Below are 14,722 nucleotides of genomic sequence, written 5' to 3'. Positions count from 1 at the left end.
GAAGGCCTCGCAGGGGCCGCCAGATGATCAGGTGTCCCTCACGTCAGACAGCTCGGAGTCCCACTCGGAATCCGACCGCCTTCACATCGGATTAGGGGTTGTCGGCATTTCCGGGCCGCCCGAAACGGCACCTGACATGCGGTGATGCCGTGCCGGGCCGGATCACCATGCACCCACAAGACCACCAGCTAGACCACTCACAAGACCACTCACAAGGCACCCCCCAAGACCACTCACAAAACGCGGCGCTGCGGGTCAGGTCAGCTGCTGGTTGCGGGCGGCACGGAGCAGGGCGACGGCGTGGGGCGCGTCGGTGGAGAGCCAGGGGTCGCCGTCGGTGGCGTCGATGATCAGGCGGCCCTGGATGTAGGTGCCCCAGCCGTCGCCGAGCGCCTCGACCCAGCCCAGCAGCCGGCGGTTCGGGTCGCGGACGGCGAACAGGTCCGACGTGCTGTCCCAGCCCTCCACCACCAGATCGCTCCCGTCGATGCTCCAGGTGTCGGTCGGGGCGCCCAGGCCGCGGGCGAGCGGCGAGGAGGAGGTGCGCTCAGACGCCGGAGCCAGGAGCAGTTCCTGCGGCAGGGTGTCGACCGGTTGCGGCGGTTGCGCGACGGACGCGGCCTGGCCTGTTTCGACGCGCGGGGAAACGGTGGGACGGGCAGTGGCTGTGTCGGCGCCGCTTGATTCGACGCGCGGGGAAACGATGGCGCGGGCAGCGGCCGGGCCGGCACCGCTTGTTTCGACGCGCGGGGAAATGATGGCGCGGCTGGCGGGTGTCCTGGCGGCCGCGCCGGTCTCATCGCCCGCGGCGGCGACCGGGTCGGCACCGGCGGCCGGTTCGCCCGGGGCGAGCACGGCGGCGGCCGGGCCGCCGGTTTCGACGCGCGGGGAATCAAGGCGGGTGGCGGCAGGCTCCGGGGCGGGCGCCTGGGCGCGGGACTGCTCGCTGCGCAGCCGGGTGGAGGTCATCTCGTAGCGCAGCACGTGGACCTTGCGCAGGATCCGCTGTGTGGCGCCGGTGAGGTTGGTCTCCAGGAGTGCGAGGGCCTGGTTGCAGCGTGGGTCGTCGCCCTCGCCGCGGCGGGCTTGTTCCAGGTGTTCCAGGAAGCGGGCGGTGCTGCGCTGTACGGCGGTGGCGAGTTCCAGGAGCTCGTGGTGGCCGGTCTCGCCGGTGGCCGGGATTTCGACGCGCGAGGTAACAAGGGCGTCGGCGACGGCGGCGCCATCAACCTACGCCCTCGTTCGTCAGGCGCGGTACCGCTCGGCGTTGCTGGAGGCGGCTGGCAGCGCGCGGGCTCCCGATCGGTTCGGAAGCCGACTCGATCCGCTGGAGAGCACGGTGCTGGCCAGTCCCCCGGCTGCAGCCCTCCAAGCCGTACTCGAAGAGGTCCTCGCGGTGGCGGCGCGCGCCCAGGCGGTGGCGTGAACCTCGGCGCCGGGGGCCTGTCGGCATCAGTCGGCGGCTTCCCGGTGCGGCGTGATCGGTTGGGTGGTGGATTGGTCCGATTGGGTGAAATCGCGTCAAGGGCTGGTGTCGTATTGCCTATTTCGGGTTAATAGTGGTGACTGTTTTTCCGGTGGGTTGCCCATCTCTCCGGGGATAGAGGCAACCCCTGTGTGCGTGGTATGCGTAGGCGGGTCCTTCTCTCTGTCCCGGTGTGCAAGCGGTGATCCGGTTCGCGTATACCGGCGCCGTGCGGCGCGGGCCCCGGTGGGATTTCTTGGGTGGCCCTCTCAGCCCAGAGAGGTTTGCCATGAAGCCGAACACGGGTTGGTCGGGAGCTCCGGCGATAGTCTGCGGGGTTCGGCCGGTTGTACCGGCGGGTGGATCCCAGGTGCCCGCTGTACGGGGGCTTGTGGCGCCGCTGTTGAGTGCGGCGTTCTCCACGGTGACGATCCCGGCGGGCACGAGCCCGCTCGCGGTGGCGGTGGCGCCGAACGGCAACGTCTACGTCGGCAACAACAATTCGAACAACGTGACGGTGATCAGCAGCGTCTCGAACACCGTCCTGGCCACCGTCCCCGTCGGCTCGAACCCGGCGATGATCGCGGTGGCGCCGAACGGCAACGTCTACGTCACCAACCAGAGCTCGAGCAACGTGACGGTGATCGACAGTGCCACGAACACCGTCCTGACCACCGTCGCCGTCGGCGGGGGCCCGTTCGCGGTGGCGGTGGCGCCGAACGGCAACGTCTACGTCGCCAACTCCACTTCGAACAACGTGACGGTGATCAGCAGCGTCTCGAACACCGTCCTGGCCACCGTCCCCGTGGGCGCGGTCCCGGACGCGGTGGCGGTGGCGCCGAACGGCAACGTCTACGTCGCCAACCGGAACGACAACACCGTGACGGTGATCAGCAGTGCCACGAACACCGTCCTGACCACTCTCCCCTCCGGTGGTTTCCCGGGCTTCGCGGCGGTGGCGCCTAACGGCAACGTCTACATCGCCAACCAGACCTCGAACAACGTGACGGTGATCGACAGTGCCACGAACACCGTCCTGGCCACCGTCCCCGCCGGCGTTGTCCCGGGGGTGATCGCGGTGGCGCCCAACGGCAACGTCTACGTCACCGACACCGTTTCGAACAACGTGACGGTGATCAGCAGCATTACGAATACCGTCCTGGCCACCGTCGGCACCGGCGTGGGCCCGTTCGGGGTGGCGGTGGCGCCGAACGGCAACGTCTACGTCGGCAACTCCAATTCGAACAACGTGACGGTGATCAGCAGTGCCACGAACACCGTCGTGGCCACCGTCCCCGTCGGCGCGTTCCCGTTCTCGGTGGCGGCGGCGGCGAACAGCAACGTCTACGTCACCAACGCCAATTCGGCGAACGTGACGGAGATTTCGCCGTTGACGGTGACGACCTCACCGGCGTCGCCGAGGTGCGGGCAAGCGGTGACATTCAGCATTTCCGGGGGAACTCCGAACGGGACAGCGGTGGTGAACTTCGGGGATGCCAGCCCCACGGTCACCGCTGCCCTGGACGCCACCGGGAGCGGGCAGACCACCCACACCTACACCGCCGGTACGTTCACCGCGACCGTGAACGGCAACCCCACCCCCGTCACCGTGAGCCCCAACCCCACAACGCCGACGCTGTCGGTGACGCCGAACCCCTCCAGCTGTAGGCAGAGCGTGACCGTGTGCGCCACCATCACCCCGGCACCAGGCACCACCTCAGTGCCGATGGGCACGGTCACCTTCACCCTCCCCAACGGCCAGAGCCAGATGATCCCCGTGAACGGCGTGGGGCAGGCCTGCTTCACCACCACCGCCCTGACCACCGGCACCCTCACCGCCGCCTACAGCGGTGACAGCTGCTTCACCGGCTCCACCGCCAGCACTCCCGTCACCGTGACACCCAATCCCACAACGCTGACCGCGCAACCAAGCACGATCCGGCTCCGGCTGACCCCGCTGCCGGAGTTCTACATCCCCACCCTCAGTGCCACCCTGACGACCACCTCGGGGATGCCGGTGGCTGGTCAGCCGGTGACCTTCACCGCCATCACGCTCTTCGGCCCGGTCAACCTCGGTACCGCCGTCACCGATGCCAGCGGCACCGCCACCATCCACAACGCCATCGTCCCCGTCTTCACCGTCGCCACCCCCTTCTACACCGCCACATTCGCCGGCACCGCCTGCTACACCGCCTCCACCGCCCACGGCATCCTCCTGTTCATTCCCCTCCCGTCCTGAACTCATTGGCTCCGGCAACCGCTGTCCTCCCCTCCACCGCATGCGGGCCGGCGGTGTCAGGTCAGCGTCGTCGCCGGTGCTCCAACCGGGCGAGGACGGCCTGCAGGACGAGCTCCTCCAGGGGCGGACACGGCCCTCGACGACCAGCCGGCGATTGCCGGCGGTGCGGTGCGCCTCATCCACGACGACCAGGTCCCACGCGGGCAGGCCGTGCAGCTGGTGAGCCTGGACGATCCGCTCCAGGGCCGCGTAGGTCGCGTACACGGTGACCGGCTCGCCGGGCCTGGCGGAGGCGACCAGGTCGGCGATCCGCGCGGCCTGCGTCGACACCTGCGCCCGGATCCGGCCACCCTGAACGGCCTGAAGTGGATCACACTGCTGGCTGTGTACGCCGCCCTGAGCGGCTTGGTCCACGCTGCACTCAACGGCTGGAGTTCCCAGCCTTGTTCGAAGAGCCTCTGGGCAGCCCGCGCGAAACTCAGCACCGAAATGAGAAGAAATGTGACCCCGAAAATCCCCCCGGTGCTCCAGTCGCTCGACGAGGAGAGCATGTCGCGTACGGCTTCCGCACCGTCGCCGGTGAGGTCGTAGCGGTCGATGACGCGTTCGGCGATGTCCTTGCCACCCAAGCGGACCAGGAGAGCGCCGCAGAGGACCGCCAGCGGCACCAGGGCCGTCAGCCCGGCGGAGGCAGTGCAGTAGCCGGGGGCAGGGGTTCGGGCACGTTGTACGACGTCGTCGAGCTGATTCTCGACCGTGGTCTGGTCATCGACGTGTTCGTGCGGGTGTCCCTGGTGGGCATCGAGATTCTCAAGATCGACGCGCGCATCGTGGTGGCCAGCGTGGACACCTACCTGCGCTTCGCGGAGGCATGCAACCGGCTCGACCTGGAGTCCGGCCGCAAGGCGCCGACCCAGTTGCCCGAGCTGGTCGGCGAGCTGACCGAGGGCGGCGCCCGGGGTAAGAGCAAGGGGGCGCTCACCGGCGCCGCGGAAGCGGTGACGGACACCATCCGTCAGTACACGCAGGACAAGGAGGAGGAGCCGGAGCCGGCCGAGAAACGCGAGAGGCCGCGGCCGACACGCCGCGCGCGCCCCAGGGAAGAGTGAGTCATGGCCGTCTACGTCTACGCGATCACAGCCGGCAGCCATCCGGCACGCCTGGACGGACTCACCGGGGTCGGCGACCCTCCTGAGGAACTCGCCACCCTCGCCGAGTCCGGTCTGACCGCGATCGTCAGCTCCGTACCCGAAGGACTGCGGGCCCGCCGCCGCGACGTCATGGCACACCAGAACGTACTCCACGGGCTGATGGCCGACGGCGCCGTACTCCCGCTCAGGTTCGGCATGGCGGCCTCCGAGCCCCAGGAGATTCGGGAAGCGCTCAAAGAGCACGCCGACTTCTACCGGGAACGGCTGCAAACCCTCACGGGATGCGCGGAGTACCTGCTCAAGGCAACCTTCGACGAGGACCTCATGCTCCGGCAGGTCCTGCAGGACTCCGCCGAGGCGCAACGGCTGAACGAGGAGAGCCGCCACAGCGGTGATCCCAACATCAAGATACGGCTCGGCGAAATCGTGGCCGGCGAGCTCCAGGCCCGCACCGACTCCGCGGCGGCCCAGGTCCTTGAGGCGCTGCGTCCGCTGGCACACGAGACCCAGGAAAACGAGCCCCACGGCAACGACTTCGCCAGCATTTCCTTTCTCGTCGAGAACGCCCGTCACAAGGAGTTCGTCACCGCCGAGGAGGAGCTGGCCGAGCGGTGGGGCGAGGGCTACCAGTTCAGACTGCACGGCCCGCTGCCGCCCTACAGCTTCGTTTAGGAGAACGTCATGGGGCTGATCACGGGCCTGCTGACACTGCCGCTGGCTCCCGTACGGGGAGTCGTCTGGGTGGCCGAGCAAGTGGCGAACGCGGCCGAGCGCCAGTACTACGACCCCACGCCCGTCGAGGAAGCACTCAAGGCGCTCGAACACGAACTGATCGCCGGACGCATCAGCGAGGAAGAGTTCGACCGCCGCGAGGAAGAACTCCTGGACGAACTCGACGAAATCCACCGGTTCTGGGCAGAGAAACAGGCCTGAAAACCATGCGATCACCCCGGCGACCGCCGACACGCTGCGGCCCGGCGGGGCGATCCGCCGCGGCGCTGCCGACCGGATCCATGCCTCCGGGGTTCGCCCGCCCGCACATGACCGCGGCCATTGCGGGCAGGCGCAGGCCATGGGCACACAGCAGGTGGAGACGGAGCGGAAGTACGACGGGGCCGCGCTTCCGCAGCAGCTCGACCAGGTGCCGGGCATCGCAGCCGCGCAGAGCACCGAGCCCCAGAGCCTCGACGCCGTCTACTACGACACCCCGGACCTGCGTCTCCTACGTCGGCACATCACCCTGCGCCGGCGCACCGGCGGGAATGACGCCGGCTGGCATCTCAAGCTGCCGCGCGCCGACGACGTGCGCGAGGAGGTCCGGCTGCCGGTGGAGACCGGCGGACCCGACGACGTCCCGACGGAGCTCTCGCAGCTTGTCGCGGCATTCACCCGCGGCTCCGCACTCGCCCCGGTGGCGCACCTGCGCACCCACCGCTCCCGACTGCTGCTGCGCAACGATCGGGGAGACACGCTCGCACAGATCACCGAGGACCGGGTCGCGGCCCAGGTCCTCCACGCGGACCACACCGCCCCCGCCCCTTCGGGCGCTCGGCCCGCGGTTCCCGGTCCGGGCGTGGAAGGTCGGCCCAGGGCGGATACGGACGGAGCCGGCCCGTCGGGCGGAACCAGTACCGAGGTCTGCGGGTGGACCGAGTTCGAGGTCGAGCTGGAGAACGGCACACCGGCCCTCTTGGACCGCATCGAGGCCGTGTTCGTGCACGCGGGACTGGTTCGCTCGCCGTGGCCTTCGAAGCTCTCCCGGGCGCTCGGCGGGCCACGTGTGTCCGAGGCCCGGCCGGCCGGGTCAGCGCCCGCCCCAGCGCCCGGGTCGGCCGGCGCCCTCGTCATGGACGGCTTCCGGGCCCAGCTCGACGCGCTCCTCACCCTCGATGCGGCCGTGCGCCGCGGCGAGGCGGACTCCGTGCACCGCATGCGGGTCACCGCGCGCCGGCTGCGGAGCCTGCTCAAGGCCCACCGGCGGCTCTTCAAGCGCGACCGTGCCGAGCCGCTGGCCACCGAGTTGCGCTGGCTCGGGCGGCTGCTCGGCCAGGCCCGGGACCAGGAGGTGCTCGGCGAACTGCTGGTGGACCAGTTGGACGCCGTGCCCGCCCGGCTGCGCCGGGGCGCTCTGCGCGGCCGACTCACCGAGCGCTATGCCAAGGGCTACCACAGTGCCTGGCAGCAGGCCGTCGCCGAACTCGACGGCACCCGCTACTTCGCCCTGCTGGAGCGGCTCGACGCCTTCGCCTGCGACCCGCCTCTACGCCGCCGGGCCGACCGAAATGCGCGCAGGTACGCGTCCGGTGCCCTGCGGCGCGAACAGCGCCGGACCCTCAAACGCCTCGACCGCGCTCTGCACACTGCGCCGGGCCCGCCCCGCGACCAGGCACTGCACCGCGCCCGCAAGGCCGCCAAGCGCGCCCGCTACACAGCGGACGGCGCCCAGCCGCACGTTCCGCGGCGCACGGCGAAGCGAGTGGCGAAGTTCGCCACCCGGATGAAGAAGCTGCACAAGGTACTGGGCACCCACCAGGACAGTGTGGTGGCCCGCCACGAGCTGATCGCCCTTGAAAGCCAGGACACCGGCAGCGAGCAGCACGCCTTCGCCTACGGCGTGCTCTACGAACGCCAGCGGCACACCGCCGACGCCGCACAGCAACGATTGCCGAAGCTGCGCCGCCGGGCAGGTCGCCGCAAGCTCACGACATGATCGCCGGCCGGACGCACGTCAGGGCCGCCTGCTCGTGGGGAAGTGCCCGCGCGAACGGACGGCCTTGCGCGATCACGCCCTGCCTCTGGCTCTGCTGACCGTGCCGCCGGCGGACGCCTTGTGACTGCTTCTGCGGCGCCACACGAGTGGGTCAGGGGCCGAGCGCGTTGGCGAGCTGCTTCTTGTTCATCTTCGAACGGCCGTGGATGTTGCGCTGCTCGGCCTCGTTGTACAGCTGCTCCTTGGTCGGTCCCTGGGAGCCGGAGTGCGAGCGCCGGCCGCCACGCTGGGAGGAGGAAATGTCGCGGGTCGAGGAGCGGCTGGCCGTCTTCGACTCGCCGTGCCGGGCCCGTTCCTTGCTCACCGTGCGGGGATCCCGGGCACCGAGTTGCCGCCGATGACCTCGAACGCGTCGGTGGGGAGCTGAGACCCGCGGTCACGCGGGCCCGAGGTCGGGCAGCTGTGGCAGCTGCCGGACCTCGCCCGTGCCCAGCTCGACCGTGAACCGGGCCCGCATCGGGCCGCCGCCCCGGCGGGAGAGGAGGGTGAGTTCGGTGACCCGTGCCGAGGTGCTGCCCAGGCGGGCGGCCAGTTCGGGCGCGAGCCGGCGCGGGTCCCGGGTCCGCCCCAACGACAGGTGGGGTGTGAAGTCGTCCGCCCGACCCCGGCAGCGGGGGAAGCGCTCCACCAGCGAGGCGTGGAGCGCCTGCCACGGGCCGGGGCCGCCGCCCGCCGGGTCGAGCCAGACCGTGGCGTCGTGGCGGTGGGGGAAGTGGCGCACCCCGTGCAGACGCGCGGTGAACGGGGCGTACTCGGCCGCAGCGGCGCCCAGCAGCGGGAGCGCGGGCCCGAAGTCCGACTCCGAGACGAAGCCGAACAGCACGTTGACGTGCGGCGGCCAGCGGCGGATCTGCGGATCATGCTCCTCCCGGATCCGCTGGACGGCCTGCCACAGTTCCGCCGGCGGCAACCAGGCAAGCGCCGTCCGGGGCGTCGGGCCGACGTCCAGGACGCCCGGAACGTCGATCGGGTGTCCGTCCACCCCTCCATGGTGACCGCTCCTGCGGGGCCCGCGTCCCAGGGACGGCAGGCCGACGCCCAGCCAGTCGAATTTCTTTCATGCCAATTGACACGACATCAGGTCGCCCAGGGCTGGCGCGAGCGCGGGTCGTACGGGCGGGTCAGGTCGAAGCCGCCGGCCAGGTTGTCGGCCGCGTAGGTGACGAGCAGGATCCGCTCGTCCCTGCGCAGCCGGCGGCCGGCCAAGGTGACGCTCGCCTGTCGGCTACGGCTCGGCGGGGGCGGCGCCGCCCCCGGTCCGGACCGCGGCGCCGAATCGCCACGCCTCGATGTCGCGGTAACGGATCGGCCCAGGGCCACGGCCGATGTTGCTGCCGACCAGGTGGAGGCGCTCGGTCCGCCACGGCCGGCCCACGAACCCGGTGAGCCCGGCCGCGGCCAGCGGCACACTGGTGGAATCGTCGCGACGGGACCGTGCCAGGGTCAGATGGGGCCGCAGCGGGCGGTCCCTGAACTCGATCCCGCAGGACCTGACCAGCTCCCGGACGTCGGCGGCGAGCAGATGCAGTCCCTCCAGGTCCCCGTCGATCCCGCTCCACAGCAGTCGCTCGTCGAAGTGGCCGCCCCCGCGCAGGCCCAGCTGCAGGGCGGAGTGCGACGCCGCCCGGCCGGCCAGCACCGACCGCAGCAACGGCAGGGCCGTGGAGGGCAGTTCGCCGAGGAAGGCCAAGGTGATGTGCCAGTCCTCGATCCGGTTCCAGCGCAGCCGCGGGTACCTGGCGTAAGCGGGCTGCAGGACCCCGGGCCAACTCGTCCTTGGCATCGTCGGGTGGAGCCAACGCCACGAAAACACGCAGGGTCGAGGGCTCGGGGTGATCGTCCACCAAGGATTTCTAGCACTCGGCACTGCGTGCTGTCAGGGGCGGACGGGCGGCGGGATGCGGGCCACGAGTTCCTGGGCGGCCTGTGTCAGGTCCGCGGTGATCTCGTTCGGGGACCGCTGCTGCCCGCCGCGCTCCCCGTGCCCCATCGCCGCGTCGATGACGGGGGCCAACTCCTCGCACCGCCCGTAGGCCTCCGCGACCTCATAGAGGATGAGCGAGGTGCCCTCGAAAGGGTCGAGCCACCCGCCGACGATCTCGGCGGCCCACCAGCGGGCGAGCGCCAACCGGCTCTCCCAGTAGCCTTCGGGCGGGTGGAAGCCGAAACCGAGCTCCTCCATCACCTGGCCGAACAGCTCCGAGGCCTGCTCGTGCTCGAGGCGGCTCAACGCGGCGAGGTGCAGCAGCGACGGCGTGTAGACGCCGGCGACCAGGGCACGGAGTGCGGCTTCGATCAGAAGCTGTGGGTCGTCACGCGGGCCGTCGACCCAGCAGTGGGCGATCCCCCGCAGTTCCCGCACTGCCTCGGTCACTGTCTTGGGGGCTTCGCTCGTCGACATGGCCGCATGCTGCCACACACAGGAACGGCACGAAACACATCGATACCGGGCCATCGCCGAGACGGACCGGCCCTGCCGCGCAGCTTGAGGCCGCGGCGCGGTACCGCCGGTGAGTCGGGCCTCGCTCCGAGCCGACCCTGCACGTGCCCAGGCCCGCATGACGCGCCTGGCCACCCGCATCCGGCAGCTCGGGAGACGGCTCTCCCGGGCCATGGGCGTCCAGGTCCGGCAGGAATCGGGACGTGGAGCCGAACACGTGTCGACGCCACCAGGTGGTTGCCGACAGTCACCGCGATGTGAGCTGGATCCCCTTGAGGCGGGTGCCGGATCGGGGTGGCCCGTGACGGTTCTCACGCGCTCCGCGCGCCTCCTACCCTTCCTAGTGGGTCGTTCACCGGTCCCGTGCGCCGCGTTCGCCCGGCTGGCCGCCGCCGCCGGCGTGCTCCCGTGCCTGCGGCCGGGCCTCCATTGTTTTCGCAGGTCAAACCGATGCAATTCGCACAAAATGCCCCAGTTTGGTCAGGTTTGACCACCCGGGCGACGGGTACCGGCCCGCGTCCGACGGACGCGTTCGCCCGGCTGCGCTACGACGCCGCGTCGTAGCGGGCACCCCTTGGAACCGGCCGCCACCCCCGCTAACAATGGCTCAGTCGCCAGCTGCGGCGGCGGTTCGATCCGCTGCCGCAACTCCCGCCGGCGGTCACCATTCGTGACTGCCCCGGTGCCGACTCCCGCCCGCCGGCCCTGTTGGGCCCGCCGAGCCGCGGGGCCAGGCACCCCCACGATTGAGGTCGAACTCCCACATGCCCGTGATCTCCACCCGCATGCGCAAGTCCGCCGCCCTGCTCACCACCGCCGTCGGCATCGCCGCGATCGGCGCCGCCATCGTCCCCACCGCCGCCTCGGCCGCCACCCCGCAGTCGCTGGCCGCGAGCATCGTCCCCGCCGACCAGCTCGCCTCCTTCGACCAGATCATCTCCCACGAGAGCGGCTGGAACGTCACCGCGACCAACCCGTCCTCGGGCGCCTACGGCCTGGCCCAGGCACTGCCGGGCAACAAGATGGCCTCCGCCGGCGCCGACTGGAAGACCAACGCGGCCACCCAGATCAAGTGGGCCTACGACTACATGAACGGCCGCTACGGCAGCCCGAACCAGGCCTGGGCCTACTGGCAGATCCACCACAACTACTGACCGGCCGCAGCTGCCGATCGGCCACACCCGCCGATCCGCGGTCGATCCACCCACCCCACGACCCACGACGGACGCCACAAGCCGAGCCCGGGGCCGAAGGGGGCCAGAGCCGAGGGGACCGGTGCGCACACCACGCGCACCGGGCCCCTCGGCCTCGTCCGTGGCAGCCGCGCCGGCCCGGACCCGCTCCGGAGACGACGCTCCTCTGCCTCCTCGACGCCGGCCTGCCGGGCCACCGGCAGGCCGGGGGAACCTTTCGACTGCACGGACAGGGAAACCTGCTCCGCCTCATCCCCGCACGTCCCGTCCCGTCGTCGGGCCTCGTGCCGTGTGCGGTCGACGTGGCCGGACGCACCCGTCAGCCGCGTCGGTCCAGCCGCAGCGCCAGAGCGGGGCACTGGCTCACCGCCTGGCGCGCAGCGTGCCGCTGCCACGGCACGACGGGCATCGAGGTCGACGCGGGGTAGCCGTGCGGGCCGAGCCGGACCAGCCCGGGCGCCACGACGGCACACAAGCCGTGCCCTGCGCACCGGGACCAGTCCACCTCCAGTCGCGGCCCACGCTCTCGGGGAAGCGGTAGCACCCCGAGCACCGGCCGCCCGCACCCGGGTCCGGAGACGTGGGCGGCCACATCCTCCGCGAACACGTCGAGCGCGGTCAGGACGAAGCGGGCCGTGCCGTCCGGGTGCGAGCAGGCGCCGCCGCCCCGCGCCGCCCCGAGGGCGCTGCGGACCTGCGCCGGGACGGCGGGCCCGGCGGCGCCGGCGGCCAGGGCCGCCAGTGCGTCGGCGGCGTCGGGCAGTCCCCGTCGGCAGGGTCCGCACTGTCCGGCGGACTCGCCCGCCAGCCAGGCCGCGACCCGGGCGATCTCGCCGAGCGGGCAGGTGTCCCCGGGGAGTGCGACGACCGCGCCGGCGCCGAAGGTGCCGCCGAGCCCCGCCAGACCGGCCCGGGACAGCGGGGCGCCGACGGCGTCCCGCCCGGGCAGCCACGCCCCGTGGTAACCGCCGACGAGCACGCCCTCGCCTGCGGGGGTGCCGCAGGCCTCCAGTACCGGTCCCATCGCCGTCCCGGCCGGGACCTCGACCACCAGCGGGCCGGCCGCCGGTCGGTTGACCGTCAGCAGCACGGTGCCGGGTTCCGCGGCACTGCCGGCCGCCCTGTACGCATCGGCGCCGAGCCGGACGACCAGCGCGAGCTGGGCCCACGTCTCGGCGTTGGACAGCAGCGTGGGGCGCCGCCGGACACCGCCCGGCCCGCCGTCGGCAGCGCGTGCCCTCACCGTGCCCGGCAAGACCGCAAGGCCGTTCACCCCGCGGATCAGCGCGCTGGACTCGCCGGAGACGAACCGCTCGGGCAGGCACACCAGGCGGGCCGGGCACGGCAGGTCGTTCTCGCGCTCGGCGAGCGCGGCGGTGACGGAGTCCTCGCCGGGGCCGCCCGCCGCGACGCCGATCACGATCTCCTCCGCGCCGAACGCCGCCGCCGCCGCGCACGCCCCGTCCAGGACGAGATGCGGTACACGGGCGAGCAGCATCGCGTCCTTGGCGCTGGGCGGCTCGCCCTCGGCGCCGTTGACCACGACGACGGGGCGCGCGCCGGAGCGGTCGGACGCCGCGAGGGCGGCGCGGGCCTTGCGGGCGAACGGGAACCCTGCGCCGCCGCGGCCCCGCAGGTCCACCCTCTCGGCCAGCGCGAGCAGATCGTCCCGGGACGGGTGCGGCGGCAGCGGGTGGACGGACCTGTGCGCCGCGAGGTCCAGTCGCCGTCTGCGGTCCAGACCGGCCGTGAGCCGGGCGGGCGCCAACCAGCGCACCTCGGGCAGAGCGGGCGCCGCGCTCATCGGCCATCGCCCGGCCGGACCAGGCGCAGCGAGCCGGCTGCGGGCGGTCCGGCGTGCCGGGGCCGGCGCGGCAGCCGCCCCACAGGGGAGGAACCCGTCGCGGACAGGCCCGGTCGGGCCAGGGGACGGGCACCGGTGTCCGCCCGGGAGGGCCGTGCGGCGGCCTCGGCACGTGTGGTCACGCGCGGCCCGGCGGGGCGGCGGGCGCGCGCACCGCGCCGGTGCAGGCCGACTGCCCGTCGCCGGCCCACGCCGGCAAGGGTGCGTACCAGCAGCGCGAGGGCCACCGCCGCCGCACACAGCCCGTAGCCCCACCACACCCATGCGTGCGCTGGCCTCCCGGCGGTCAGCCCGTGCGCCAGGGCGGCCGGCCAGCAGGCGTACGCGGTGGAATGCAGAACCCGCCACAGCCAGGCGTGGCGACTGCCCGCGAACCGTCCGCGCATCGCCCCGGTGGCCGCCACCAGCACCAGCAGGTCGGCGGCCGCGGTGCCCAGAGCGACCTCGATGCCGGTACCGCCGCCGAAGGGGACCGCCGCGGCCCATGGGGCGGCGTGCCGCTCGGCGACCTTGACCGCGATGTGGACGCCCAGGAATCCAAGGGCCGCAACGGCCGTCGCCCGATGTGCCGACTGCACGGCCACCCGCAGTCGCGGGGTCAGCAGCAGCCGGTCGGTGGCAGCCAGGCCGCACACCACCACGGCGGTCAGCGACAGCAGGGTGAACACGCCCGCGAAGTAGTCCAGGAAGGCCTGGACGCGGCCGGCTACCGAAAGCAAGGGGTGGAGCGCGGACACGGCGGGCAGGGCGTGGCTGGACATCGGGCACCTTCTTCCACAGGCCCGGATCGCGCGGCTCGGGCCGGAGCCGGGATCACGGCAAGACAGACCCCGGGCCCGCACGGGGATGCCGCCCGCTGGTGGCGCGGGAAGCGAGGCATGACGGGCTCATTCTTAGCCGGGCCCGTGCCAGAGCCCAAAGCCCCTCAGTACGACCCCGCACCGTAGGCGGCAGCCGCGCAAGCGGCCCAAGTAGCGCCCTACCAGGGGCGTCGTAACTACGAACGGCCGTAGGAGACGGTGGGGCCGGTGTTACCGGCCTCACGTGCCGACGCCGGGCGCGGGGCCGTTTCAGGCCGCCTGCACCGCAGACGCGCCACCGCCCTCGGCGCCGCCGGCCTGACGGCCCTCTGGAGCTGTTCGCCGCGTGGCGGGCGATCCCGCACCCGAGCGTGAGCCCGCTCGGCGACGCCCTGGTCGGGTTCCTCCACCTGCCGACGGTCCCCTGGGGCCCGCTGCTCGCGGCCGTCACCGTCTCGTACCAGTGGGTGTTCGCCTGGGACGTCGAGTGGTCGCTGCACAGCACCCAGGCCTTCGAGGTCTACCAGGGCCGGGTCCGGTACCGCGACCCGCGCCGGCAGCCCGTCCCGGCTGAGGCGACCGTCCTGGTCACCCCACTGCCCTCGGCGGGGCAGCCGCCGGAGGCCTACTGGCCCGGCCATCCCGCCGTACGTCGAGCGGGCCGACACCCGGCAGAACCGGGCGGTCTGGCGCAGGCGTTGATCGCTCAGCCGGGCTAGGCACCGGAGCGCGCGCGGGCGGGGGGGGGGGGGCGGCGGGGCCCCCCCCCCCCCGCGCCCCCGGGCCCCCCCCCCCCGACG

12 protein-coding genes and 3 pseudogenes are annotated in these 14,722 nt (G+C 72.3%); 7 read left to right on the top strand and 8 right to left on the bottom strand.

The genetic code is table 11. The annotated features are described in order from the left end of the window. Nucleotides 1–255: 255 nt before the first annotated feature. Entirely contained in the window at nucleotides 256–984 is a 729-nt protein-coding gene (locus tag ACIBEC_RS44015; protein WP_360509924.1) for a hypothetical protein, read from the bottom strand. Nucleotides 985–1,835: 851 nt separating this feature from the next. Between ACIBEC_RS44015 and ACIBEC_RS44010 the strand changes: the two genes are divergently transcribed. The 5 genes and pseudogenes from ACIBEC_RS44010 to ACIBEC_RS43990 all read left to right on the top strand — a co-directional run bounded on the left by ACIBEC_RS44010 (nucleotide 1,836) and on the right by ACIBEC_RS43990 (nucleotide 7,565). Then, nucleotides 1,836–3,704 carry an Ig-like domain repeat protein gene (locus tag ACIBEC_RS44010; RefSeq protein ID WP_360509925.1) on the top strand — a complete coding sequence of 623 codons (1,869 nt, stop codon included), beginning with the start codon at nucleotides 1,836–1,838 and terminating at the stop codon, nucleotides 3,702–3,704. Nucleotides 3,705–4,384: 680 nt separating this feature from the next. Beyond that, a pseudogene (locus ACIBEC_RS44005) lies at nucleotides 4,385–4,813 on the top strand (gas vesicle structural protein GvpA); the annotation flags it as partial. A gap of 3 nt (nucleotides 4,814–4,816) precedes the next feature. Beyond that, nucleotides 4,817–5,527 carry a GvpL/GvpF family gas vesicle protein gene (locus tag ACIBEC_RS44000; protein WP_360509926.1) on the top strand — a complete coding sequence of 237 codons (711 nt, stop codon included), beginning with the start codon at nucleotides 4,817–4,819 and terminating at the stop codon, nucleotides 5,525–5,527. A gap of 9 nt (nucleotides 5,528–5,536) precedes the next feature. Next, nucleotides 5,537–5,788 (top strand): gas vesicle protein GvpG, encoded by a 252-nt coding sequence (locus ACIBEC_RS43995; protein WP_360509927.1) that lies wholly within the window; start codon nucleotides 5,537–5,539, stop codon nucleotides 5,786–5,788. Between the two features lie 139 nt (nucleotides 5,789–5,927). After that, on the top strand, nucleotides 5,928–7,565 hold the full coding sequence (locus ACIBEC_RS43990) for a CYTH and CHAD domain-containing protein (RefSeq protein ID WP_360509928.1): 1,638 nt from the start codon (nucleotides 5,928–5,930) through the stop codon (nucleotides 7,563–7,565). 151 nt (nucleotides 7,566–7,716) lie between these two features. Here ACIBEC_RS43990 and ACIBEC_RS43985 read toward each other — a convergent pair. The 5 genes and pseudogenes from ACIBEC_RS43985 to ACIBEC_RS43965 all read right to left on the bottom strand — a co-directional run. After that, a pseudogene (locus ACIBEC_RS43985) lies at nucleotides 7,717–7,935 on the bottom strand (plasmid stabilization protein); the annotation flags it as partial. Nucleotides 7,936–8,001: 66 nt separating this feature from the next. After that, on the bottom strand, nucleotides 8,002–8,607 hold the full coding sequence (locus ACIBEC_RS43980; RefSeq protein ID WP_360509929.1) for a 2'-5' RNA ligase family protein: 606 nt from the start codon (nucleotides 8,605–8,607) through the stop codon (nucleotides 8,002–8,004). A 95-nt stretch (nucleotides 8,608–8,702) separates the two neighbouring features. Next, nucleotides 8,703–8,831, bottom strand: a complete 129-nt coding sequence (locus ACIBEC_RS43975) for a hypothetical protein (RefSeq protein ID WP_360509930.1) — start codon at nucleotides 8,829–8,831, stop codon at nucleotides 8,703–8,705. 19 nt (nucleotides 8,832–8,850) lie between these two features. Beyond that, nucleotides 8,851–9,469, bottom strand: a pseudogene (thpR, locus tag ACIBEC_RS43970) (RNA 2',3'-cyclic phosphodiesterase). Between the two features lie 32 nt (nucleotides 9,470–9,501). Further along, entirely contained in the window at nucleotides 9,502–10,026 is a 525-nt protein-coding gene (locus tag ACIBEC_RS43965) for a hypothetical protein (RefSeq protein ID WP_360509931.1), read from the bottom strand. Between the two features lie 803 nt (nucleotides 10,027–10,829). Between ACIBEC_RS43965 and ACIBEC_RS43960 the strand changes: the two genes are divergently transcribed. Further along, on the top strand, nucleotides 10,830–11,219 hold the full coding sequence (locus ACIBEC_RS43960; protein ID WP_360509932.1) for a transglycosylase SLT domain-containing protein: 390 nt from the start codon (nucleotides 10,830–10,832) through the stop codon (nucleotides 11,217–11,219). Between the two features lie 358 nt (nucleotides 11,220–11,577). Here the strand turns inward: ACIBEC_RS43960 and ACIBEC_RS43955 are convergent, their stop codons facing one another. Together ACIBEC_RS43955 and ACIBEC_RS43950 are read right to left on the bottom strand one after the other, a co-directional pair. Next, nucleotides 11,578–13,062 (bottom strand): NADH-ubiquinone oxidoreductase-F iron-sulfur binding region domain-containing protein, encoded by a 1,485-nt coding sequence (locus ACIBEC_RS43955; protein ID WP_360509933.1) that lies wholly within the window; start codon nucleotides 13,060–13,062, stop codon nucleotides 11,578–11,580. Further along, nucleotides 13,059–13,883 (bottom strand): hypothetical protein, encoded by an 825-nt coding sequence (locus ACIBEC_RS43950; protein ID WP_360509934.1) that lies wholly within the window; start codon nucleotides 13,881–13,883, stop codon nucleotides 13,059–13,061. The genes ACIBEC_RS43955 and ACIBEC_RS43950 overlap by 4 nt, the downstream gene beginning before the upstream one ends. Before the next feature lie 410 nt (nucleotides 13,884–14,293). Here ACIBEC_RS43950 and ACIBEC_RS43945 point away from each other — a divergent pair, with 410 nt between their 5' ends. Continuing rightward, nucleotides 14,294–14,641 carry a hypothetical protein gene (locus ACIBEC_RS43945; RefSeq protein ID WP_360509935.1) on the top strand — a complete coding sequence of 116 codons (348 nt, stop codon included), beginning with the start codon at nucleotides 14,294–14,296 and terminating at the stop codon, nucleotides 14,639–14,641. Nucleotides 14,642–14,722 lie beyond the last annotated feature (81 nt).

It is taken from the genome of Kitasatospora sp. NPDC051164 (assembly GCF_044455625.1).
Lineage (GTDB): Bacteria > Actinomycetota > Actinomycetes > Streptomycetales > Streptomycetaceae > Kitasatospora.
The sequence above is the reverse complement of the archived record's forward strand: the minus strand, read 5'-3'. Positions and strand labels throughout refer to the sequence as shown.

What these genes read in the sequence shown, in the direction of transcription:
- ACIBEC_RS43965 (WP_360509931.1), bottom strand. Translation starts at nt 10,026, where the DNA reads ATGTCGACGAGCGAAGCCCCCAAGACAGTGACCGAGGCAGTGCGGGAA.
- ACIBEC_RS43990 (WP_360509928.1), top strand. Translation starts at nt 5,928, where the DNA reads ATGGGCACACAGCAGGTGGAGACGGAGCGGAAGTACGACGGGGCCGCG.
- ACIBEC_RS43960 (WP_360509932.1), top strand. Translation starts at nt 10,830, where the DNA reads ATGCCCGTGATCTCCACCCGCATGCGCAAGTCCGCCGCCCTGCTCACC.
- ACIBEC_RS44000 (WP_360509926.1), top strand. Translation starts at nt 4,817, where the DNA reads ATGGCCGTCTACGTCTACGCGATCACAGCCGGCAGCCATCCGGCACGC.
- ACIBEC_RS43950 (WP_360509934.1), bottom strand. Translation starts at nt 13,883, where the DNA reads ATGTCCAGCCACGCCCTGCCCGCCGTGTCCGCGCTCCACCCCTTGCTT.
- ACIBEC_RS43955 (WP_360509933.1), bottom strand. Translation starts at nt 13,062, where the DNA reads ATGAGCGCGGCGCCCGCTCTGCCCGAGGTGCGCTGGTTGGCGCCCGCC.
- ACIBEC_RS43995 (WP_360509927.1), top strand. Translation starts at nt 5,537, where the DNA reads ATGGGGCTGATCACGGGCCTGCTGACACTGCCGCTGGCTCCCGTACGG.